A 20,202-nucleotide genomic window follows, 5' to 3' on the forward strand; every position below is an offset into this window, starting at 1 on the left:
TCGGCGACCTAATATAAGTAAATGTTGAAGACTGTCGCCGAGGACAGATTTCTCGAAACTACAATAAGTGAAAAAACACGTCTTTGTTCGATACACGGATGGATCGAAACTGGCTCCACTTCGGCCTGCTCGTGGTCGGTCTCGCGGCGCTCTTGCTCGCGATCTTCGCTGGATTCACCGCCGTCGCACACGAGGTCACCCACGAGCGCTCGGCCGCGGACCTCGAGTCGGTCTCGGATTCGGTCGACCGGTACGGCGTCGTCGAGTACGACGAGTTGACCGCCGACGAGCGGCGGATGGTCGACGACCTGCGAGGCGAGCGCGACCGGTACGTCATCTCGGATGGTGACCAGCAGGCGACGAGGATCGGCGACGGCTACGTCGTCTCACAAGGGGACGAGTACCACGTGATCGAGCGCAACACGACAGTCAGGTGGACGAGCACGGGCGGACTCGCTGCGATCGCGCTGGCGGTCGTCGGCGTGGCGCTGGTCGTCGAGGCGATTCGCCGCCATCATTTCCCGAACCGCGGCCCCTTCGGGTGATCGATGTCTCCGCCGGACGCCGATCACTGGGAAACGTCGACCTCGAGGTCCTCGCGCTCGACCGCCAGCCGGAACGTGGGGACGGTCCGGTACTCGACCTCGACGACGTCCTTGCGCCGGAGGCTCTGCAGTCCGGAGCGGACGGCTTCGGCCTCGAGGTCGTCGCCGTAGTCGTAGGCGTCCCGCAAGGAATGCAGCACCGAGACGACGCTCTCGGAGCGTTCGTCCGGGCCCGCCAGCACGTCGACGATCCGGGCCTGGAGCTCCGGGACGCGGATCCGAGACGGCGCGCCCTCGCTGTCGGGATCGCTCTCGATGCCGGGTTCGACGTCGACGAGGTCGGCGGCCTCGGCCGTCGCGCGGATCAGGCTGTTGTCGTCGCGAAAGTAGTAGTCGCCGAGTTCGTTCTCGAGGTACTGGTGGACCTCGCTGCCGCTTTCCATCCCCCACCGGTCCTGGAGTTCGGAGTTTTTCGTCGGCTGTAGTTCCACCACGTCGGCGAGCCGCTCGGTGGCCTCGTCCGAAAGCGTCATCGTCGAAGGGTATGGGGATCCGGTACTTTTGCGTTGCGTCCCATCGCTCGTTGCGGTCCGTTCTCCCGATCGCCCGACTCGCCGGCGGGGATCGAGACCGTCAGTCGCCGCCGACGACCGGCACCGGTGCCGTCGTCTCGAGCGTCTCCTCGACCTGGGTGTAGACGAGGATCGCGCCCAGCGTCGCGAGGGCGGTCCCGAAGACGAACGGGACCGCGAAGCCGTACTGTACCAGCGCGCCCGACGACAGCGGTCCGAGGGCGATCCCGAACCCGAACGCCATGGTGAGCACGGAGAGTTTCGAGCCGGACTCGCCCTTCCCGGCGAGGTCACCGGCGAGGGCCAGCGACGGCGCGAACACCATCGCGCCCGCGATCCCCTGGAGGAGTCGCGCGACGAACATCGTCTCGGAGGTCGTCACGAACCCCTGGACGAGGGTCGCGGGGATCAACAGCACCATCCCGCCGACGATGAACGGCCGTCGCCCGTAGTGGTCACAGGCGCGCCCGATCGGCGTCTGCAGGAGGATCTGGGCGACGACGAACGCCGCGAACTGCAGGCCGAACCAGGTCGCGCCCTGCTCGAGGCGGGCGTTGATCTGGGGCTGGATCGTCGCGAACAGCGCGATCGCGGTCGCCATGAACAGCGAGGCGACGCCGAGCGTGAAGATCGGATCGAGCAGGTTCGATCCCGACCGGTCGAAGACGTCGATCGAGAGGTCCGCGCCGGCGTTGGCCTCGGTCGACTCCGGATCCGTGATCAACGCCGTCACCATCAGATAGCTGACGGCGGCCGCGACGGTGGCGACGTAGAACGCGGCGTCGTAGCCGGTGATCGTCGTCCTGCCCAACGCGTAGGGGCCGAGGTTGACCACCGTCCCGGCGGCGACCGGGCCCGCCCCGAACCCGATCAGCCGGAAGGTGTTGTAGACGCCCATGTTCCCGCCGCGTTCGTCCGTCGTCGCGAGTTCGTTGACCAGCGCGACCGACGCGGGGATGATGAAGGCGACGCTGACGCCCTGCAGCCCCCGGATGACGACCAGTTCGACGTAGGACCGCGCGAAGACGTAGGTGAGGTTCGTGACGGCGAGCCCACCCAGTCCGATCAGGATGAACAGCTTCCGGCGGCCGTAGCGATCCGAGAGCCGCCCCGTCAGCGGCTGGAAGGTGCTGTTGAGAAAACCGAACAGCGAGAGGATGATCCCGATGATCATCGACTCCCCCAGGCCGAAGGTCGCGCCGCCGACGATATCGCTGCCGACGTACAGCGGGATGACGACGATCAAAAACGAGTTCCCGATTCCGTCGGCCATCCGCGCGAACGCGAGCGCGAGCACTCGCCGGTCGACGGCGAACGGCGCGAGGAGTTTCTCGAGGAGAGTCCGTACTGGCACTCGTCGTTACCCACGGTCGGCGACGCCGTTATAGTTTCGAATCGAAAGTACTTGCGAGCGGACTGTCGTCTCCGTCCGGACAGTCCGTCCGATCGCAAACGAGTTACAAGCCGTCCGACGTCGTAGCCGGGGGTATGGGTCGCGAAGTGAAACTCGGCCGAGTGGAATCGACGCTCGAGGAACTCGACTACCCGGCGACGAGGGCGGAGGCCGCGGCGGAACTCGAGGACGTGACGGTCCTGCTGGCCGACGGGGAACGGAACCTCGGTTCGCTCGTCGAGGACGTCCAGAGCAACCGGTTCGAGTCGGCGGCGGATCTCGAGGCAGAGTTGCACAACGCCCTGCCCCGAGAGGCGGTCGGCGAGCCGTACCAGTCGGAGGGCGAAGGCTAACCGGCCGGTCGGGTCGCCCGAAACGAGGGTGCGTCGGCGACTCGAGAGGCCCTCGAGGGAGGGTGAGACGGTAAACGCGTTCCTTAAGTCGCTCGACCGACGTAGCCCGGACAACGATGGAATTCTGCGACGAATGCGGTTCGATGATGAAAGCCGACGACGGGCTCTGGAAGTGCGGGAGTTGCGGCTACACGGAGCCGAAAGGCGACGCCGACGAGTATATCGTCACGGACAGCCAGGAAGCCAGCGAGATCATCGAGTCCTCCGGGGAGACCTCGCTGCCAGAAACCGACGCCCACTGTCCCGAGTGTGGTCACGACCGCGCGTACTGGTACATGAAACAGATCCGCGCGGCCGACGAGTCCGAGACCCGCTTCTTCATCTGCTCCGAGTGCGAGCACAAGTGGCGCGAGGACGACAACTAACGACCTTTTACGCTGCGGTCTGTCGCGCTGACGGCAGCGTTGCTGCCGTCCAGCGCGACGTCCCTCGGTAAAAGGTCGATCAAAAGCACTCCTCCCTCCGTTCCAGGCCCCAAGCGGCCCGCCACATCGGTCGTCGGCCCGCTCGCAGCCGATGGCTGCTCGCGGTCGGTTACGGGACGATGGCCTGCCCTTCCCCGGGTCGCGGACGCCTCGCAATGCTCGGGGTCCGCTCCCGGCCACGTCGCGAGGATCCGTACTGGCTTCCTACACCGCTGTCGGTACTCCTTTCGGGCGTCGATAACGGAACGGAAGGAGAGTTACTCGTTGCGAGCTATCGTCAGATACCCCGTGTGACCCACGGGTGCCGTCGACGGCCTCGAGCCGCGGTCGTCGAACTGCATCTCGCGCTGGATCGTCTCGCGGGTGCGGACGTTCGCGAGATCGGCCTCTCGAGCGGCCTCGACGACCTCGCGGGTCGACTCGATGAAGGGGCTGTAGACCGCGACGAAGCCGCCCTCGACCAGCAGGTCGGGTGCGTGGGCCACGACGTCGGCCGCGTCGCCCGTATCGAGCGTGAGGACGTCGAACGACGAGGGCTCAAGGGCCTCGAGTTCCTCGCGGAGGTCGCCGGTCCGGACGTCGACCTCGTCGGCGACGCCGCCCAGTTCCATGTTCTCGCGGGCGACGTCGGCGAACTCCGGATCCCGCTCGTAGGTGACGACTTCGGCCCCTGCACGGGCCATCGAGGCCGCGAGGACGCCCGTCCCGGTGCCGGCGTCGAGCACGCGGTCGCCCCGTGAAATCCCGGTCTCGCCGATCACCAGTCCGACGTCGCGGGGCACCATCGGCGCACCGGTGCGCTCGAAGTGGTGGAACAGGTCCGGGCCGCGCAGGCGTCGGACCTGGAACTCCTCGTCGAGGTGAGTCTCGAGCGTCTGGCCGGGTTCGACGTCTTCGGGGACCTCGAGGACGCCGAGGTCGGTGCCCATCTCCTCGCCGGGCTGGACGAGGAACTCGCGGTCGCCGCGGACGAGCAGGACGGGGTTGCGGTCGTCGCCGTGGTCGGTGCCGCAAGCGCCGTCGCTTTCGATATCCGTGTCCGTATCGGGCTCGTTTCCGGTCACGTCGGCTACTCGAGGTCCTCGACGGCCGCGGCGAGGTCGCCGTCGTTGGCGTCCAGGGCCTCACGGGCCTCGTCCTCGCCCACGCCGGCGCGGGTGGCGACGAGATCGACGTCCTCGTCGGGGATGGCCGAGCCGTCGTCGTCGGTCCCGGCGTCGTCGGCGCTGCCGGCACTGCCGGCCTCGACCTCTTCGGGCGAGCCGATGATCTGGTAGGTCTCCTGGCCCCGGGCGTCCATCTTCGTAACCTCGGCGTCGTCGAAGACGAGGTCGTACTCGCCCGTGCGGATGATGACCTCTTCGGCGTCGATGTCCTCGACGTCGATCCCCATCTGTTCCATCATCTGTTCCATCTTGCGCGGATTGAGTCCGCCGCCGCCTCCTCCGAACATACCCGACACGTCGCCACCCGCGACCTTTTACTTTGTCGTTCCACCCGCAGCGAGCGGCCACCTGGACGTCGCCGTCGCTCGAGCAACAGCGTCGAACGCATCGGTCCCCCGTTACTCTCCAAAATGGTTCGACGCCGGGGGAGGCCGTCGTCAGTCGTCGGCCGGTGCGCCCTCGCGGACGTTGACCGCCATCCCCGTCTCGAAATCCGCGATCGCGTCCGCGTCCAGTTCGGCGCGGCCGACCGCGAGCAGTTCGCCGCGCTCGTGGACGACGAGCACCTCGTCGCCCGGCCGGATCTCCGACCCCGCCTCGAGGACGAACTTCGCGAAGACGTTCTTTTCCTCGCGGACGAACGGTTCGCTCTCGTCGTCGACGACGACGCGGTACGCGGGATACTCGAGGGCGGCCGCGAGTCGACGGCCGCCCTCGAGGCCGAGCGTGAACCGGCCGTCGGTGCCGAAGGAGGCGATCCGGCCGTTTTCGGCGTGGATCTGCTGTGGTCGGCCCGAAGAGGTTCGTTTGATCGTCAGCGACTCCGACTCGGACTCCGCGGGCGGGAACATCGCCTCGCCCGCGCCCGCGCCGAACTGGTAGTCGGCGATCGTCCGGAGCGTCGACGGTCCCGCCGACCCGTCTGCTGGCTCGCTCATCGCCCCGAGTTCGACCCTCGACGGAGAAAACCCTTCGCTTGCCGTCGGGCGCTCGCCGGGCCGAAAGGGAAACGAGGCGAAAAGAACCGCTTCATTTCGCCCGGACGAATCAGGAACGTTATATAGGTCGACCCGCTATCCAGACGTGAATGGATCTGACGCAGGTCGCGCTCGGCACGGGGCTGCTCGCGGTGAGCACCCTGACGTTCGTCGGGCCGGCGGCGCTCGAGTCACACGTCGTCTACGCCCTGACCGCGATCGCCCTCGTGGTGGGTGCCGGAGCGCTACTCGTGAATCTGGCGCGGGAAGCCACGGTGGCCGGCTCGAGGTAGCGGCAGGCGACCACGACGGGCGAGAGGGTCGCCGACTTGGACGTTCTCGACGGACTGTTCGGACTCGGACTCGTACTAGGACTCGCACTCGTACCCGTATCCGCACCTCTCTCGACTCGCCACCGGGTGCCGATCAGAGCAGGAACGTCTCGTGGCGTTCGCCAAGATCGAGAAAGGCGTCGGCCTCCGCGATCAGTTCCTCGGCGGTCGAGGACTCGAAGGCCATCACTTCGACGCGGACGCCCTCGTGGCGCAGGTGTGAGCAGAGCCGCGAGAAGTCCCCGTCGCCCGTACAGAGGACGACCGTATCGACGTGGTTCGCGAGGGTCACTGCGTCGAGGCTCATCCCGACGTCCCAGTCGGCCTTCTTCGACCCGTCCGAGAACGTCTTGATGTCCTTGATCTTCGTCTCGAAGCCGATGTCGACCAGCGCGTCGAAGAAACTCTCCTCCTCGGGCGCGTCGGCGCGGATGACGTACGCGATCGCGCGGGTCAGCTGTCGGTCCTGGACGGCCTTCTCGAGCAGTGCCGAGTAGTCGATGTTCCGGCTGTGAAGGCTCTGTGCGGTGTGATAGAGGTTTTGGGCGTCGACGAGCACGGCGACGCGCTGGTCCTGATGGATTTCGGTCACAGCTAGGAGTGTGACGTGGTACCGTAAAAATCGCGTCGATCGTGACGGTTTCTGTGATCGTGGCTCGAACGTGACCACGACCGCAACGAGCGGCGAGAAGGACGACCGGAGACGGGCCGGGGCCGAGTCGAACCCGGTTAGCTCCGGAGCTTCTCGATGCGCTTTTCGGTCGGCGGGTGGGTCGCGAACACCGTCTGGAGCAGTCCGCGCTCGGAGTTGAAGATACAGAGCGCGGCCGTGCTGTCGTCGATGGTCGATTCGCGGTTCTCGGCTCCCTTCGAGATTTTCTCGAGCGCTCGAGCGAGCGGATCGCCGCTGCCGATGTACTGTCGGGCGTCGTCGTCGGCGACGTACTCGCGGTACCGCGAGATCGCCATCACCAGCACCGTGACGAGCATCTGGGCGAACATCGAGAGGATCCAGCCGACGATGAAGCCGCCGGGGTTGTCGTCACCGGCGAACACGTAGACGAAGTACACGGCGTAGCCGACCATCATCCCGATGGAACTGCCGACCGTCATCATCAGCACGTCCCGGTTCTTGATGTGGGCCAGTTCGTGAGCGATGACGCCCTCGAGTTCGTCGCGGTCGAGCAGGCGGATGAGTTCCTCGCTGACGACGACGACGCCGTTACCTTTGCGGCCGGTGGCGAAGGCGTTGGGGACGCCCATCTTCTGGACCATTAGCTTGGGCTTGTCGATGCCCATGTCACGGCTCAGCGACTCCGTCATCCGGTGGATATCGGCGTACTGGCCGCTTTCGGGCATCTCTTCGGCCCCTCTGGTCGCGGCCCAGGTACCGATCTTGTACTGGATGAACGGGAACGTGACCAGAAGCAGGAGGACGATCGGCCAGGCACCCGTACCGAGCATCGTCAGCCCGACGAGCCCGACGAACAGGTACAGCGCCGCCAGGATCGAGCCGACGACGAACATCCGTACTTTCAGTCCGAAGTCTGTCATAGGCGTTCGTAAGCAATCACGATGTATAAGCTTCGCGGGATATACCGCCCGACGGCTCGGCGTGATATCCCGGTCGATCCGCGCGCCGTTCCGGCAGCACCTGTCAGGGATCGGTCCAGTTCCGGCAGTGAACTGTCGTCCCGGGCCGACCGTCTCGAGGCCAAAACGGCAGGTAACGTAATCCATAAGTCCGTTCCCCTCGCGCTAACGCGTATGCTACGCTCCGCTCGGGTTGCAGGTTACGCTGCCGGAAGCGGAGCGTGTGCGGTTGCCGTTCCTTTTGCTAAACCTGTCAAAAAACGCGTCTGAAGGGTGCTCGAGGCGAGCGTAGCGACCTCGTCTCGGGCGCAGTTCAGGTGCGGACCGGATCGAACCGATCGACCACTGACCGACAGCCACGACACACTGGATCATGACACACGACATCGACCTTTCGGGCGTCTTCCCGGCAATGTGTACGCCCTTCGACGAGAACGAGCGCATCGACTTCGAAACCCTTCGCGAGGACGCACGGCGACTCGAGGCCGCGGGCGTCGACGGGTTAGTCCCCGTCGGCTCCACGGGGGAGTCGGCGACGCTGTCCCACGACGAACACGTCGAGGTCGTCGAGGCGGTCGTCGACGCCGTCGACGACGTCCCCGTCATCGCGGGATCGGGTTCGAACAACACCCCAGAGGCACTGGAACTCTCCGAGCGATCGGCCGAGGTCGGCGCGGACGGCCTGTTGCTGATCTCGCCGTACTACAACAAGCCCGAACAGCGCGGCCTGATCGAACACTACGAGACGATTGCCGACGCCATCGACCTCCCCCAGATCGTCTACAACGTCCCCTCGCGGACGGGCCGCTCCATCGAACCCGACACGGCGGTCGAACTCGCCGCCCACGAGAACATCGCGGGCTACAAGGCCGCGAGCGGCGACCTCGGGCAGATCGGCGAGATCGCAGAGCGGACCCGCGACGAGGAGTTCGCGGTGCTGTCGGGCGACGACGCGCTCACGCTGCCGACCATCTCCGTCGGCGGCACCGGCACCATCAGCGTCGCGGCGAACGTCGAACCCGAGCGCACCTGCGCGATGGTCGGCGCGGCCCTGGACGGCGACTACGCCCGCGCCCGCGAGATTCACCACGAACTCGGGCCGCTGTTCCGCGCACTGTTCGTCGAGACCAATCCGATCCCGGTCAAGGAAGCCATGGAAATCCGCGGCTATGGGCCCGCGAGACTGCGCTCGCCGCTCTCGCGGCTCTCGGAGGAGTACCGTGCGGACCTCGAGTCGGTGCTCGCCGACCTCGAGGAGGGAGAGACCGAGTCGACTGCGGTCGCGAACGGCGGCCGGGAGGCCGATCGATGACCGTCGCGGTCGGCGTCACCGGTGCGACCGGCCGGATGGGCCGGGAGGTCGTCGCCGCCGCCCGCGAACGCGCGGACTGCGAGGTCGCGTTCGCGGTCAACCGCGAACCCGACGGGGGGACCGTCGAGGGGGTCGCGGTCGAACCGGCCGCGGAGTTCGACGCCCTGCTCGGCGAGCACGAGCCCGACGCCGTCGTCGACTTTACGGGGCCCGACTCCGCGCTCGAGTACGCCCACGCCTGCGTCGAGGCCGACGCGGAGGTCGCCTTCGTGACGGGAACGACGGGGTTCGACGACGCGGCGTTCGCCGACCTCGAGGCCGCGAGCGAGTCGATCCCACTGTTGCACGCGCCGAACTTCGCCCGCGGGGTCCAGGCGCTGGTCAACGTCGTCGGGCAGGCGGTGCGGAACCTGCCCGGCTACGACGTGGAACTCGTCGAGACCCACCACAACGGCAAGCGCGACGCCCCCAGCGGCACGGCGAACCGGCTCCTCGAGGAGATCGAGGCGAACGGCGACTTCGCGGGGAGGAACCACGGCCGCGAGGGCGAGGAGCCACGCGAGGAAGGCGAGATCGGCGTCCACGCCCTGCGTGCGGGCGACGTCACGGGCGAACACGAGGTCGTCCTCGCGGGCAACGACGAGGAGGTACGGCTGACCCACCGCGCCGAGGACCGCGGCGTCTTCGCCGCGGGCGCGGTCGACGCGGCAGTCTGGATCGCAGGACGAAAGGCGGGACGGTACGACTTTGCGGACGTGATCGACGAATGAGTGCACTCGAGAACGAAATCGCAGACCTGTGGACACGGTACGACAACGGAGACGTCACGGCGGAAACGGCCGACGAGGATGTCTCCGCTACCCTCGAGGCGTTCCTCGAGGCCCTCGAGGCCGGCGAGGTCCGCGCCGCCGAGAAACGCGACAGCGCCGAGCAGCGCTCGGCTGGCTCCCGGACGTCGTCCGGGAACGGCGAGTGGGAGGTAAACGAGTGGGTCAAGCGGGGCATCCTGCTGAACTTCGGCCTGCGGGAGAACCGGGCGTTCGAGTACGGCGGCGTCGATCACTACGACGTGCTCCCGCTGCGCGAGACGGGCGACCTCGGCGACCGCGGCACCCGGAACACGCCCGACGGGACGACGATCCGTCGGGGCGCGTACCTCGGCTCGGACTGTATCATGATGAGCCCGAGTTTCGTCAACATCGGCGCGTACGTCGGCGACGGAACGCTCGTCGACTCCTGTGATACCGTCGGATCGTGCGCACAGATCGGCGAGGACGTCAAACTCGGCGCGAACACCCTCATCGGGGGGGTACTGGAGCCGGTCGAGAGCGCACCCGTGATCGTCGAGGACGGCGTCTCCCTGGGCGCGGGCTGTCGGGTCACAAGCGGGTTCGTCGTCGGGGAGAACAGCGTCGTCGGCGAGAACACCCTCCTCACGCCCCGGATCCCGGTGTACGATCTCGTCGAGGAAGAGGTGCTGTACGGGGAACTGCCGCCGGAACGGCGCGCGTTCACCCGGTTCGTCGAGTCCTCGGTCAGCGACCACGACCTCTTCGACGGCGGCGCGTACAAGCCCGCCGTCGTCGCGACGGACCTCGAGACGGAGACGCTCGAGGCGACCGAGCGCGAGGACACGCTCCGGGAGTAGCACCGGTTCGCCCTCGCCCCGTACTCCCGCGTCCCAAAACCAATTACCACGGAGACGTCTAATCGAACCGTGATACAGGGACGGAACGCGCCCGACAGTGACGACGAGACGCCAACCCCAGCGGCGCTCCGCGCTGATTTCGCAGATCGCGAGCTACCGCGCCACCTGGCGCTGTTTTACGACGGCCAGGACGAGCAACTGGCGGCGGCGACGGCGTTCGTCGATTACGCCCTCCAGTCGGGTCACCGGTGTGTCTACCTGTACGACGACAACGTCGAATCTCGGATCGAGACGGCGCTACGGGCGATAGGGATCGACGTCGAGGACCGGATCGAGGCCGGCGACCTCTGGATCGAGGACGCGTCGGAGCGCTATCTCGAGAACGGGTTCGATCCCGATCGAATGATCGACACGCTCGAGCGGGCCTGCGAGGCGGCCGTCGACGACGGATACGAGGGACTCTTCGTCGCGGGCGAGAATAGCTGGTGTTTCCATACCGAGGAGACGTTCGACCACGTCCTGGAATTCGAGGCGCAGTTCGACACGACCTGTCCCGAACTCCCGGTGACGGCGCTCTGTCAGTACGACCTCGCGCGGTTCGGCGAGGAGTCGATCGCGAAGGCGCTGTGGACTCACGAGCGGATCATCTACCGGAACACGATCTGCGAGAACCCCTACTACGTCCCGCCGGAACGGTACCGCTCGCAGCCGAAGCCGGAGTTGAACGCCAGACTCATGCTCGAACAGACCTACGACCTCTCCCGGACCCGGCAGGTGGTCGAGAACCGCGAGCAACGGTTGACGGTCGTCAACCGCGTGTTACGGCACAATATCCGCAACGACCTCAACACCGCCCTGGGGATGCTCGAGACCCTCGCCGACGACGAGCGACTCGAGCCGACCGAACGCGAGTGGGTCGAGGCGGCCCTCGACTCGACGCGGCAGGTCGTGGAGATCGCCGACAAGGCACGGTACGTCCAGCGAACCGTCGAGGAACCACGGATCCAGCCGCTGTCGCTCGCCGACGTCGTCGATCGGGCGCGCGAACGGGTCGCCGACGAACACGACCGGACGAGCCCTGACTCGTCCGATCGGCCACTGATCGAGGTCAGCGGCCCGGTCGACCAGACGATACTGACCGACCCCTCCCTCGAGGCGGCGCTCGCCGAGTTGTTCTCGCTCGCGGTCTCCGGCCAGGGAACGGGGCCGGTTCGCCTCGCGGTCGGTCTCCCATCCGAGCGGGTCGTCGAACTCGCGCTCGTGAGCGAGACGCGGATGCTCGAGCCGGCCGATCGGCGCGCCCTCGAACTGGGCGAGGAGACCCCGCTCGAGCACGGCAGCGGGCTCGGGATCTGGCTGATCAAGTGGGTCGTCGAGAACTCCCACGGGACCCTGTCGTTCCCCGAGGCGGAGGACCGGCGGCTCGCGATCGAACTCCCGCGGTTGCCCCCCGATCAGGTGGGCGAGTGGGAGAGCGACGACGGCCCGGCCTCCGGCCGGAAGGCGTGAGCCCGGGGCCGCTCGAGTCCCAGCGCGCTCGGACGTCTGCCGGTGTCGTACCGGAACCGGCTCGAGGCGACGCCTTAGTACCCGCTCACCGCGTCGAAACACCGGCCGCAGTACGTGTCGTCGTCGGTCGCCGCGTCGGGACCCGTTCGGGTGGTCTCCCGGATCCGTGCCGGAGAAACGTGTCTGAGAGCGCCGCAGGCCGTGGACTGCCCGTTGGACCGTGCGGGTTTGTGGATCGTTTTCGTCGATTCGTTGAGAACGACTCGCATACTACTGGCACTCGAGCGATCGGTATAATGATCGTCCGTGATAGTGCTACGACGCCGACCGGGACAGTCTCTCGCGACGGTACGACGGAAACCGGGCGGCCCGGTCGGTAGCGATCGGGACAGTCTCGATCGTAGAGACGAGTCGACGACGGTCATCTTTTCGATATCACCCGGATCCCTCTTCCGTCCGACACGCCAACGTCGTGTATGCAGCTCCCACCGATCGGGCTCGGGACCATGGGAATCGAGGCCCCCGAGACGATCGCGACCGCCCTCGAGGTCGGCTACAGACACCTCGACACCGCACAGATCTACGGGAACGAGGGCGTCGTCGGCGACGGCCTCGCCCGGAGCGACGTTTCGCGCGAGAAGGTCCAGGTCGCGACGAAGGTCTGGGCCGACAGCCTCGAGCCAGACGCCGTCCGTCGAACGACCGAGGAGAGCCTCGAGCGACTGGGCCTCGAGTCGGTCGACCTGCTGTACGTTCACCGACCGATCGAGACCTACGACCCGGAGCGGACGCTGCCCGCGTTCGACGCCCTCTCCGACGCAGGGGTCGTCGACGGAATCGGACTGAGTAACTTCTCCCGCGAGGAACTCGAGACCGCCCGTGGGGTTCTCGACGCGCCGATCGCGGCCCACCAGGTCGAGTACCACCCGCTCTTCCAGCCGGAGAACCTCCTCGAGCACGCCCGCGAGCACGGCTATCCGCTCGTTGCGTACTCGCCGCTGGCGAACGGCCGCGCCGGGGAGATCGAGGCGGTCGTCGCCGTCGCCGAGAAACACGACGTCACGCCCGAGGCCGTCTGTCTCGCCTGGCTCGCCGCGAAGGACGGGGTCGTCCCGATCCCGAAAGCCAGCAGCCGCGGGCACCTGACGGCGAACCTCGAGGCCCGGGCGATCGACCTCGAACCGGCCGACGTCGAGCGGATCGACGGCATCGAGCGGACCGAAGAGCTGTTTCCCGAGTAGCCGGTTTCGGCGGGTTTCGACCCGAACCCAAACCCTTGAATCCTCGCGGTCGCTTGGAGGGAGTAATGACCGACCTCGCGGATTCGCCGGCCGTTCGCCGGCTCTCGGACTGGAACCGCTCGCGGCTCGAGTCGCTGGCCGACGACCACGAGACGCCGCTGTACGTGATGGACCTCGACCGAGTGAAGGAAAACTACGCGCGGTTCTCGGCCGCGTTCCCCGACGCCCACGTCATGTACGCCGCCAAGGCCCACACGGGGAAGGCCGTCCTCGAGGCCGTCCTCGAGGTCGGCGGCACGATCGAGTGTGCCGCGTGGGGCGAACTACAGCGAGCGATCGACGCGGGCGCGGACCCGAACGAACTGCAGTACACCGCCGTGAATCCGCCGGATCGCGACCTCGACTACGCCGCCGAACTCGGTGCCGACAACCCCGGCCTGACGGTCACGATCGGCGCGACCGACACCCTCGAGCGCCTCGAAGAGCGGGGGTACGACGGCCGGATCGCGATCCGGATCAACCCCGGGATCGGGACGGGCCACCACGAGAAGGTCGCCACCGGCGCGGACGCGAAGTTCGGGATTCCCTACGAGCGCGTGCCCGAGGTCGCCGACCGCGTTCGCGAGGCGTTCGACGGCGACCTCGTCGGCATCCACGCCCACGCCGGCAGCGGCGTCCTCACCGACGACCTCGAGGATCACTGCCGCGCGATCGAACGCGTCGGCGAGATGGCCCGCCGCGTGGGGGACGAGGACCTCGAGTTCGTCGACGTCGGCGGCGGCTACGGCGTCCCCTACCGGGAGGACGAGGAGCCGCTGGACCTCGAGCGGACCGCGGAGATGGTTCGGGACGCTGTCGGCGACCTCGAGGCGCAACTGAAACTCGAGCCCGGCCGCTACATCGTCGCCGACGCGGGGCTGATCCTCACCGAGGTCAACACGATCAAGGAAGCCCCCGACACGACCGTCGTCGGCGTCGACGCCAGCCTCTCGACGCTGATCCGGCCCGCGATGTTCGGCTCCTATCATCCCATGCTGAACGTCAGCGCGCCCGACCGCGAGACGCTCGAGGCGACCGTCGGCGGCCCGGTCTGTACCAGCGCGGACGTCTTCGCCCACGACAGACCGATCGCCCGGCCCGAACGCGGCGACGTCCTCGCGATCGGCAACGCGGGGTCGTACGGCTACGAACTGGCCAACCAGTTCCACTCCCAGCCCCGGCCGGCCGAAATCGCGCTCGAGGACGGCGAGGCCCGCGTCGCGCGACGGCGCGAGACGCTCGCGGACGTGACCCGGCTGGAGCAGTGATGTTCGACCTCGAGTCGTTCCACGCCGACGCGGTCGCGACCCCTTCCCACGAGAACGTCGCGGCGATGCGAGAGCTGTTGTGCGAGACGCTCGAGGAGGCTGGCCTCGAGCCCGAGGTCGACGATTTGGGGAACACCCTCGCGACTCGGGGTGGAGGCGAGGACGGGGACGGCCCGCACCTCGTCCTGAACACCCACATCGACACCGTCGCGCCCCACGTCCCCCACGAACGCGACGGCGACGTCGTTCGCGGGCGCGGGGCCTGTGACGCGAAAGGGCCGCTCGCGGCCCTGCTCGCCGCGTTCCTTCGAGTCGAGCCCACGGCTGGCAAACTGACCCTCGCGATCACGCCCGACGAGGAGACGCTGATGACCGGCGCTGCCGGGTTGCAAGAGCGGCTCTCGGCGGACGGCTATGTCGTCGGCGAACCCACCGATCTCGACGTCTGTATCGCCGCCCGCGGCCAGTGCGAGGGCACGATCACGATCGAAGGCGAGAGCGGCCACGCGGCGAAAGTTCCCGCCGATCGGAATCCGGTCTTCGGCCTCGAGTCCGTCCTCGAGGCGCTGCGCGCGTACGACGAGGCGGCCGGGCCCGGCGAGGACGACGTGCTCGGCGAGCCGAAACTGACGCCGACCGTCCTCGAGGGGGGCGAGGCCCCGAACCGCGTTCCCGGCTCCTGTCGGGTGACGTTCGACCGGCGCAGCGTGCCGCCGGAGACCGCCGACTCGTTCGCCGCGGATCTGGAGGCGTTCCTCGAGGAGCGGGTCGCCGCCGGCGGAGGGCTCGAGGTTTCCGTCGACCTGATCCGTCCCGACACGCCGTTCCCGAAAGCGTTCGTCACGGACGCCGACGAGCGGCTGGTACGGACGCTGCGGGACGCGAGCGGCGGCGACGTACGCCCGTTCGGCGCGGCGACCGAGGCCGGCTTCTTCGCCGCGGACGCGCCGACTGTCGTCTTCGGCCCCGGTGTCCTCGCCGACGACGAGGGCGGCGTCGCCCACGCCGGGCGGGAGTACGTCCGGCTTTCGGACGTGGAAGCGGCGGCGGACACGCTCGAGGCGGCGCTCACGGCGTTGCTCGAGTGAGGGGACTCGTCGATCGATCGACGCGGGCTACTCGAGATCGTCGACCAGTTCGTCGGCAACGCCCGTGTACCCGGCGGGCGTCAACTCGCGCAGTTCCTCGCGGACCGACTCCTCGACCTCGAGGTCGTCGAACAGGTCGCGGAAGTCCTCGAGGGTGACGTCTTTCCCGCGGGTCAGGTCCTTGACCTGCTCGTAGGCATCTTCCTGCCCTTCACGCCGGAGAATCGTCTGGACGGCCTCGCCGATGATCTCGGGCGTCGACTCGAGTTCCTCGCGCATCACCCGTTCGTTCGGGACGACCTTCGAGAGGCCGGCCGCCGTTTTGGTGTAGCCGATCAGGCAGTGTGCGAACGCGGCCCCGATGTTGCGCTTGACCGTCGAGTCCGAGAGGTCCCGCTGGAGCCGCGAAGTCGTAACGTAGTCGGCGAGGAACCCCAGATCGGCGTTGGCCTTCGAGAGGTTCCCCTCGCTGTTCTCGAAGTCGATCGGGTTGACCTTGTGGGGCATCGTCGACGACCCGGTCTCGCCCTCGACGGCCTCCTGGCCGAGGTAGCGGTCGGAGACGTAGAGCCACATGTCCAGGTCGAGGTCGAGCAACACGTCGTTCGCGCTCCGGAACGCGTCGAACAGCGCCGCGAGGTCGTCGCAGGGGTTGACCTGGGTCGTGAGGGGTTCGAACGCGAGGCCGAGGTCGGTGACGAACTCCTCGGCGAACGACTGCCAGTCGACCTCGGGGTAGGCCGCGTGGTGGGCGGCGTACGTGCCGGACGCACCGCCGAGTTTGCCCCGGAGGTCCTCGGCCGCGGCGTGGATCCGTCCCGTCGCGCGGCCGAGTCGGGCGGCGTAAACGGCCATCTCCTTGCCGAAGGTGGTCGGCGTCGCGGGCTGGCCGTGCGTGCGGGCGAGCATCGGGAGGTCGCGGTAGTCGCGGGCCATTCCCGCGAGCGCGTCCCGGACCTCGTACAGTTGCGGGAGCAGGACCTCCGAGACGGCGTCGCGGACGAGCAGCCGGTGGGCGAGGTTGTTGACGTCCTCGCTGGTCAGCCCGAAGTGGATCCACGCGGAGGCGTCGCTGTCCTCGGGGAGGCGATGACGGACGAAGTACTCGACCGCCTTGACGTCGTGGTTCGTCGCCTCGAACCCGGCGTACCCTTCGGTCTCGAGGGTCTTGATCAGCCGCGCGTCCTCCTCGGCGAAGTGCTTGTAGAGCCCGCGGAGGTGTTCGCGCTCCTCGAGGTCGAGTTCCAGCGGCGTCGCTTCGAGGTCGGCCAGCGCGATCAGGTACTCGACCTCGACGCGGACCCGGGCGCGCATGAGCGCGGCCTCGCTCGCGTACGGCGACAGCGGTGCGGTCCGGCCACTGTATCGGCCGTCGAGCGGCGAGACGGCGTACAGTGCGTCTGTGTCGGTCATTGTCCGCATCTTTCCAGCGCGGTGCAAAAGGGTATCGAAACGGAGACTCGAGTAAACCACGGGCGTGTATATCTCGGATGAGTTGTAGTTCGATACTGGCTTATCTATGCACATATGTGGATATCAGCGGACGAGAGACCGCAACGGCTTTGCCACTCGCGGGCGGGACTGCGAACATGATGCGAATCGCCGGGATGGCCGGCAACCGAGGGCGCAACCTGTTGAACATCGCCGACAGACAGCCTGGTGGTGCCGAACTCGCCGTCGTACTCACGAACGACCCGGCCGCGCCGGTCCTCGAGGCCGCGGCCGAGCGCGGAATCCCGACCGAGGTCGTGCCGCTCGAGGACGGGATGGACCGCCGCGACCACGAGCGGGCCGTCAACGAGGCGCTGTCGGAGTACGAGTTCGACCTGGTCTGTCTCGACGGCTACATGCGGATCCTCTCGGATACCTTCCTCGAGGCCCAGCCGACGACGCTGAACGTCCATCCGTCCCTGCTGCCCGCGTTCCCCGGGACCGACGCCTGGGGCGACGCCCTCGAGGCGGACGTATCCGTGACGGGCTGTACGGTCCACGTAGTAACCGACGCGACCGACGAGGACGGCGAGGTCCTCGAGAGCGAGGTCGACGCCGGCCCGATCGTCACCCAGGAGCCGATCCCGGTCTACGAGGGCGACGACGCCGAGTCGCTCAAGGAACGAGTCCTCTACGAGGGCGAGTTCCGGGCCTACCCGCGTGCGGTGAAGTGGTTCGCCGAGGGGGCAGTCGACGTGGACGAAGACGCCGGCGAGGTGACGGTCGACACGGACCTCCCGGGCGAGGACGGCGGACTCCCGTCGCGGCGGGTCGTCTCGAGCGACCGCGTCGACACGCTCCGGTACGGCGAGAACCCCCACCAGGACGCCGCCGTCTACGCCGACTACACCTGCGACGAGGCCTCGGTGGTCCACGCCGACCAGCTCAACGAGGGCGCGAAGGCACTCTCGTACAACAACTACAACGACGCCGACGGCGCGCTGAACCTCATCAAGGAGTTCGACGAGCCAGCGGCGGCGGTTATCAAGCACACCAATCCGGCGGGCTGTGCGACCGCGGACACGCTCGCCGAGGCCTACGAGAAGGCCCTCTCGACGGACCCGATGAGCGCCTTCGGCGGCATCGTCTCGCTGAACCGGGAGTGTGACGCCGCAACCGCCGAACTGGTCGTCGACTCGTTCAAGGAGGTCGTCGTCGCGCCCGGTTACACCGACGGCGCGCTCGAGATCCTCCGTGAGAAGGAGAACCTCCGTGTTCTCGACGTCGGCGAACTGGGCGACGAGCCCTCCGAACGCTTCACGGAGAAACCGCTGGTCGGCGGCCGCCTCGTCCAGGAGCGCGACCGCCAGTCGATCTCGGTCGACGACCTCGAGGTCGTCACGGAACGGGAACCGACCGACGAGGAACTCGAGTCGATGGTGTTCGCCTGGCAGACGCTGAAACACGTCAAGTCGAACGGTATCCTCTTCGCCGACGGTACCGAGACGGTCGGCGTCGGGATGGGGCAGGTGTCCCGCGTCGACGCCGTCCGCCTCGCGGCGATGAAGGCCGACGAGCACGCCGAGGGCAAGGACGCCGAGGGGGCCGTGATGGCCTCGGACGCCTTCTTCCCGTTCCCGGACGGCATCGAGGAGGCCGCCGAAGCGGGTATCGAGGCCGTGATCCAGCCCGGCGGCTCGGTCAACGACGAGGACGTGATCGAGGCTGCGGACGAACACGGGATGGCGATGGCGTTTACGGGCCAGCGGTCGTTCCGGCACGACTGATTGCCACCGTTTCGCCGATCGGTCACCCGTGTCCTCGTTCGGGACACGGGATAGGGGGACGCGACGATCGACACGGATCCGCGGCCGCCTATCGGCCCTCGAGTCCGGCTTCCGACAGGCCTTCGATCAGCACCCGCCCCAGCCGAACGAGCAGGTGACTGACGACGTAGTAGAACCCGAGCAGCGTCGCCACGACCGCGGCCTGCTCGAGTCCGGGAACGGCAAAGAGGACGCCGAGTCCGATCGGTTCGAGCAACACGGTCCTGAGGAACGCGACCGGCGCGTAGACGAGCAGCCGGAACAGGAACTCGAACGCCGGGAGGATTCCGTACGGGAGCGCGACCGGCTGTCGGAAGGAAACGACCGCGAGCACCGTCGGGAGCGCCGCGAGGACGCCGAAGACGGCGAGAACGGGACGGGATCGAATCCCTTCGGCGATTGGCTCGAGTCGTTCCATGCCTCCACTTGGATATTTGACGATAAATCGGTTCCGACTCGCGTCCCCGAGGACGGTCTTTCCCTCCAGCCGGATACCAGAAGAAAGTTGATATACGCACGGACGGTAGAAAACGCGTATGAGTCGCCCATCCTCGAGTTCTTCCTCCTCCACCCTTTCCCCCTCCCTGTCCTCCCGTTCGCTCTCCAGACGGCAACTCCTGGCGGGCACGGGAGCGGGCCTCTCCGCCCTCGCGGCGTGGGGGCTGTCGCCGCTGATTACCGGCGGGTCGGTCGCGACCGATCGCCCGGCGATCGTCGGCCACCGCGGCGCGGAGGGACTCGCGCCGCCCAACACGGCGGCCGCGATCCGCCGGGCGCTCGAGGTCGGCGTCGACGGGATCGAACTGGACGTCCGACGGACCGCCGACGGCGAACTGCTCCTGTTTCACGATCCCGTCCTCGACTGGGACTCGACCGGCCAGGGATGGGTCGGGAACACCGACTGGGACGAGATTCGCGGCGCGACGATCGACGGCGAACCGCTGATCAGGCTCCCCCGCGCGCTCGAGACGATCGCGGACGCGAACGACGACGTTGCCCTCTACCTCGAACTCAAGGAGACGGGGTACACCGACGCGGTCCTCGAGGAGGTCGCCGCCTACGGCCTACTGGACCGCCTGACGATCATCGCCTTCGACGAGGAAGCCCTCGAGACGGCCCGGGAGGCGGGCGTTCCGATCGGCCTGATCGGCTCGGTTCCGGGCCCCTGGCTCGCGGACGCTGCCGCGTCCTGCGGTGCGGACGCGGCGTTCACTCACTACGCGCCCCACGGCGTGTCGAACTACGTCTCGGCGGCCAGAGAGGCCGGACTCACCGCGGGCGTCTGGAAACTCGTCGACACGAAGGCGACGATCCGGGACGTTCTCGAGATCGACCACGACGTGCTGGTGACCAACCGTCCGGACTACGCGTTCGAGGTCGTCAACGAGGGGTGAACCGCCCGGTCCAGGTCGACGGTCGGTACT

23 protein-coding genes are annotated in these 20,202 nt (G+C 67.6%); 13 read left to right on the forward strand and 10 right to left on the reverse strand.

What is annotated here, in order from left to right; translation table 11 throughout:
* The first annotated feature begins 98 nt into the window (after window positions 1-98).
* Window positions 99-545 carry a DUF7979 domain-containing protein gene (locus tag BM113_RS01670; RefSeq protein WP_089784786.1) on the forward strand — a complete coding sequence of 149 codons (447 nt, stop codon included), beginning with the start codon at window positions 99-101 and terminating at the stop codon, window positions 543-545.
* 23 nt (window positions 546-568) lie between these two features.
* Here the strand turns inward: BM113_RS01670 and BM113_RS01675 are convergent, their stop codons facing one another.
* Window positions 569-1,078 (reverse strand): DUF5797 family protein, encoded by a 510-nt coding sequence (locus tag BM113_RS01675; protein ID WP_089784787.1) that lies wholly within the window; start codon window positions 1,076-1,078, stop codon window positions 569-571.
* Between the two features lie 100 nt (window positions 1,079-1,178).
* Window positions 1,179-2,471 carry an MFS transporter gene (locus tag BM113_RS01680; RefSeq protein ID WP_089784788.1) on the reverse strand — a complete coding sequence of 431 codons (1,293 nt, stop codon included), beginning with the start codon at window positions 2,469-2,471 and terminating at the stop codon, window positions 1,179-1,181.
* Between the two features lie 134 nt (window positions 2,472-2,605).
* Here BM113_RS01680 and BM113_RS01685 point away from each other — a divergent pair, with 134 nt between their 5' ends.
* Both BM113_RS01685 and BM113_RS01690 read left to right on the forward strand, forming a co-directional pair.
* Complete coding sequence (locus BM113_RS01685; RefSeq protein WP_089784790.1) at window positions 2,606-2,863, forward strand: DUF5789 family protein; 258 nt, start codon at window positions 2,606-2,608, stop codon at window positions 2,861-2,863.
* A 116-nt stretch (window positions 2,864-2,979) separates the two neighbouring features.
* Window positions 2,980-3,288 (forward strand): transcription factor S, encoded by a 309-nt coding sequence (locus tag BM113_RS01690; RefSeq protein WP_089784792.1) that lies wholly within the window; start codon window positions 2,980-2,982, stop codon window positions 3,286-3,288.
* Window positions 3,289-3,605: 317 nt separating this feature from the next.
* Here BM113_RS01690 and BM113_RS01695 read toward each other — a convergent pair whose 3' ends face one another.
* From BM113_RS01695 to BM113_RS01705, 3 genes are all read right to left on the reverse strand, one after another.
* Entirely contained in the window at window positions 3,606-4,412 is an 807-nt protein-coding gene (locus BM113_RS01695) for a methyltransferase domain-containing protein (RefSeq protein ID WP_089784794.1), read from the reverse strand.
* A gap of 5 nt (window positions 4,413-4,417) precedes the next feature.
* On the reverse strand, window positions 4,418-4,801 hold the full coding sequence (locus BM113_RS01700; RefSeq protein ID WP_089784795.1) for a nascent polypeptide-associated complex protein: 384 nt from the start codon (window positions 4,799-4,801) through the stop codon (window positions 4,418-4,420).
* 150 nt (window positions 4,802-4,951) lie between these two features.
* Entirely contained in the window at window positions 4,952-5,452 is a 501-nt protein-coding gene (locus tag BM113_RS01705) for a PUA domain-containing protein (RefSeq protein WP_089784797.1), read from the reverse strand.
* 149 nt (window positions 5,453-5,601) lie between these two features.
* Between BM113_RS01705 and BM113_RS01710 the strand changes: the two genes are divergently transcribed.
* The gene (locus BM113_RS01710) at window positions 5,602-5,784 is read left to right on the forward strand and encodes a hypothetical protein (RefSeq protein ID WP_007142346.1); all 183 of its coding nucleotides are present in this window, start codon (window positions 5,602-5,604) and stop codon (window positions 5,782-5,784) included.
* A 133-nt stretch (window positions 5,785-5,917) separates the two neighbouring features.
* Here the strand turns inward: BM113_RS01710 and BM113_RS01715 are convergent, their stop codons facing one another.
* Window positions 5,918-6,415 carry a LabA-like NYN domain-containing protein gene (locus tag BM113_RS01715; RefSeq protein WP_089784799.1) on the reverse strand — a complete coding sequence of 166 codons (498 nt, stop codon included), beginning with the start codon at window positions 6,413-6,415 and terminating at the stop codon, window positions 5,918-5,920.
* 137 nt (window positions 6,416-6,552) lie between these two features.
* Window positions 6,553-7,377, reverse strand: a complete 825-nt coding sequence (locus tag BM113_RS01720) for a M48 family metallopeptidase (protein ID WP_089784801.1) — start codon at window positions 7,375-7,377, stop codon at window positions 6,553-6,555.
* Window positions 7,378-7,789: 412 nt separating this feature from the next.
* On the opposite strand from BM113_RS01720, the gene dapA reads away from it, so the two are divergent.
* The 4 genes from dapA (at window position 7,790) to BM113_RS01740 (ending at window position 11,885) form a co-directional block, all read left to right on the forward strand.
* Window positions 7,790-8,728 (forward strand): 4-hydroxy-tetrahydrodipicolinate synthase, encoded by a 939-nt coding sequence (dapA, locus tag BM113_RS01725; protein ID WP_089784803.1) that lies wholly within the window; start codon window positions 7,790-7,792, stop codon window positions 8,726-8,728.
* Complete coding sequence (dapB, locus tag BM113_RS01730; RefSeq protein ID WP_089784804.1) at window positions 8,725-9,498, forward strand: 4-hydroxy-tetrahydrodipicolinate reductase; 774 nt, start codon at window positions 8,725-8,727, stop codon at window positions 9,496-9,498. Before dapA ends, dapB begins: the two co-directional genes overlap by 4 nt.
* Entirely contained in the window at window positions 9,495-10,376 is an 882-nt protein-coding gene (locus BM113_RS01735) for a 2,3,4,5-tetrahydropyridine-2,6-dicarboxylate N-succinyltransferase (RefSeq protein WP_089784806.1), read from the forward strand. Before dapB ends, BM113_RS01735 begins: the two co-directional genes overlap by 4 nt.
* A gap of 69 nt (window positions 10,377-10,445) precedes the next feature.
* Window positions 10,446-11,885, forward strand: coding sequence for an MEDS domain-containing protein (locus tag BM113_RS01740; protein WP_089784808.1), 1,440 nt, complete (start codon window positions 10,446-10,448; stop codon window positions 11,883-11,885).
* Window positions 11,886-11,959: 74 nt separating this feature from the next.
* Here BM113_RS01740 and BM113_RS01745 read toward each other — a convergent pair whose 3' ends face one another.
* Window positions 11,960-12,154 (reverse strand): hypothetical protein, encoded by a 195-nt coding sequence (locus tag BM113_RS01745; RefSeq protein ID WP_089784809.1) that lies wholly within the window; start codon window positions 12,152-12,154, stop codon window positions 11,960-11,962.
* A 207-nt stretch (window positions 12,155-12,361) separates the two neighbouring features.
* On the opposite strand from BM113_RS01745, the gene BM113_RS01750 reads away from it, so the two are divergent.
* From BM113_RS01750 to BM113_RS01760, 3 genes are all read left to right on the forward strand, one after another.
* Entirely contained in the window at window positions 12,362-13,126 is a 765-nt protein-coding gene (locus tag BM113_RS01750; RefSeq protein ID WP_089784811.1) for an aldo/keto reductase, read from the forward strand.
* 65 nt (window positions 13,127-13,191) lie between these two features.
* Window positions 13,192-14,433, forward strand: coding sequence for a diaminopimelate decarboxylase (gene lysA / locus BM113_RS01755; RefSeq protein ID WP_089784813.1), 1,242 nt, complete (start codon window positions 13,192-13,194; stop codon window positions 14,431-14,433).
* Window positions 14,433-15,521, forward strand: a complete 1,089-nt coding sequence (locus BM113_RS01760) for a M20 family metallopeptidase (RefSeq protein WP_089784814.1) — start codon at window positions 14,433-14,435, stop codon at window positions 15,519-15,521. The genes lysA and BM113_RS01760 overlap by 1 nt, the downstream gene beginning before the upstream one ends.
* A gap of 27 nt (window positions 15,522-15,548) precedes the next feature.
* Here the strand turns inward: BM113_RS01760 and purB are convergent, their stop codons facing one another.
* Entirely contained in the window at window positions 15,549-16,934 is a 1,386-nt protein-coding gene (gene purB, locus BM113_RS01765; RefSeq protein WP_089784816.1) for an adenylosuccinate lyase, read from the reverse strand.
* Between the two features lie 176 nt (window positions 16,935-17,110).
* Here purB and purH point away from each other — a divergent pair, with 176 nt between their 5' ends.
* Window positions 17,111-18,739, forward strand: a complete 1,629-nt coding sequence (purH, locus tag BM113_RS01770; protein WP_089784818.1) for a bifunctional phosphoribosylaminoimidazolecarboxamide formyltransferase/IMP cyclohydrolase — start codon at window positions 17,111-17,113, stop codon at window positions 18,737-18,739.
* Between the two features lie 88 nt (window positions 18,740-18,827).
* Here the strand turns inward: purH and BM113_RS01775 are convergent, their stop codons facing one another.
* Window positions 18,828-19,196 (reverse strand): hypothetical protein, encoded by a 369-nt coding sequence (locus tag BM113_RS01775; protein ID WP_089784820.1) that lies wholly within the window; start codon window positions 19,194-19,196, stop codon window positions 18,828-18,830.
* A 118-nt stretch (window positions 19,197-19,314) separates the two neighbouring features.
* Between BM113_RS01775 and BM113_RS01780 the strand changes: the two genes are divergently transcribed.
* The gene (locus tag BM113_RS01780; protein WP_245757949.1) at window positions 19,315-20,172 is read left to right on the forward strand and encodes a glycerophosphodiester phosphodiesterase; all 858 of its coding nucleotides are present in this window, start codon (window positions 19,315-19,317) and stop codon (window positions 20,170-20,172) included.
* Window positions 20,173-20,202: the final 30 nt, after the last annotated feature.

The sequence above is a fragment of the Natronobacterium haloterrestre genome, from assembly GCF_900112205.1.
Classification (GTDB): Archaea; Halobacteriota; Halobacteria; order Halobacteriales; family Natrialbaceae; genus Natronobacterium; species Natronobacterium haloterrestre.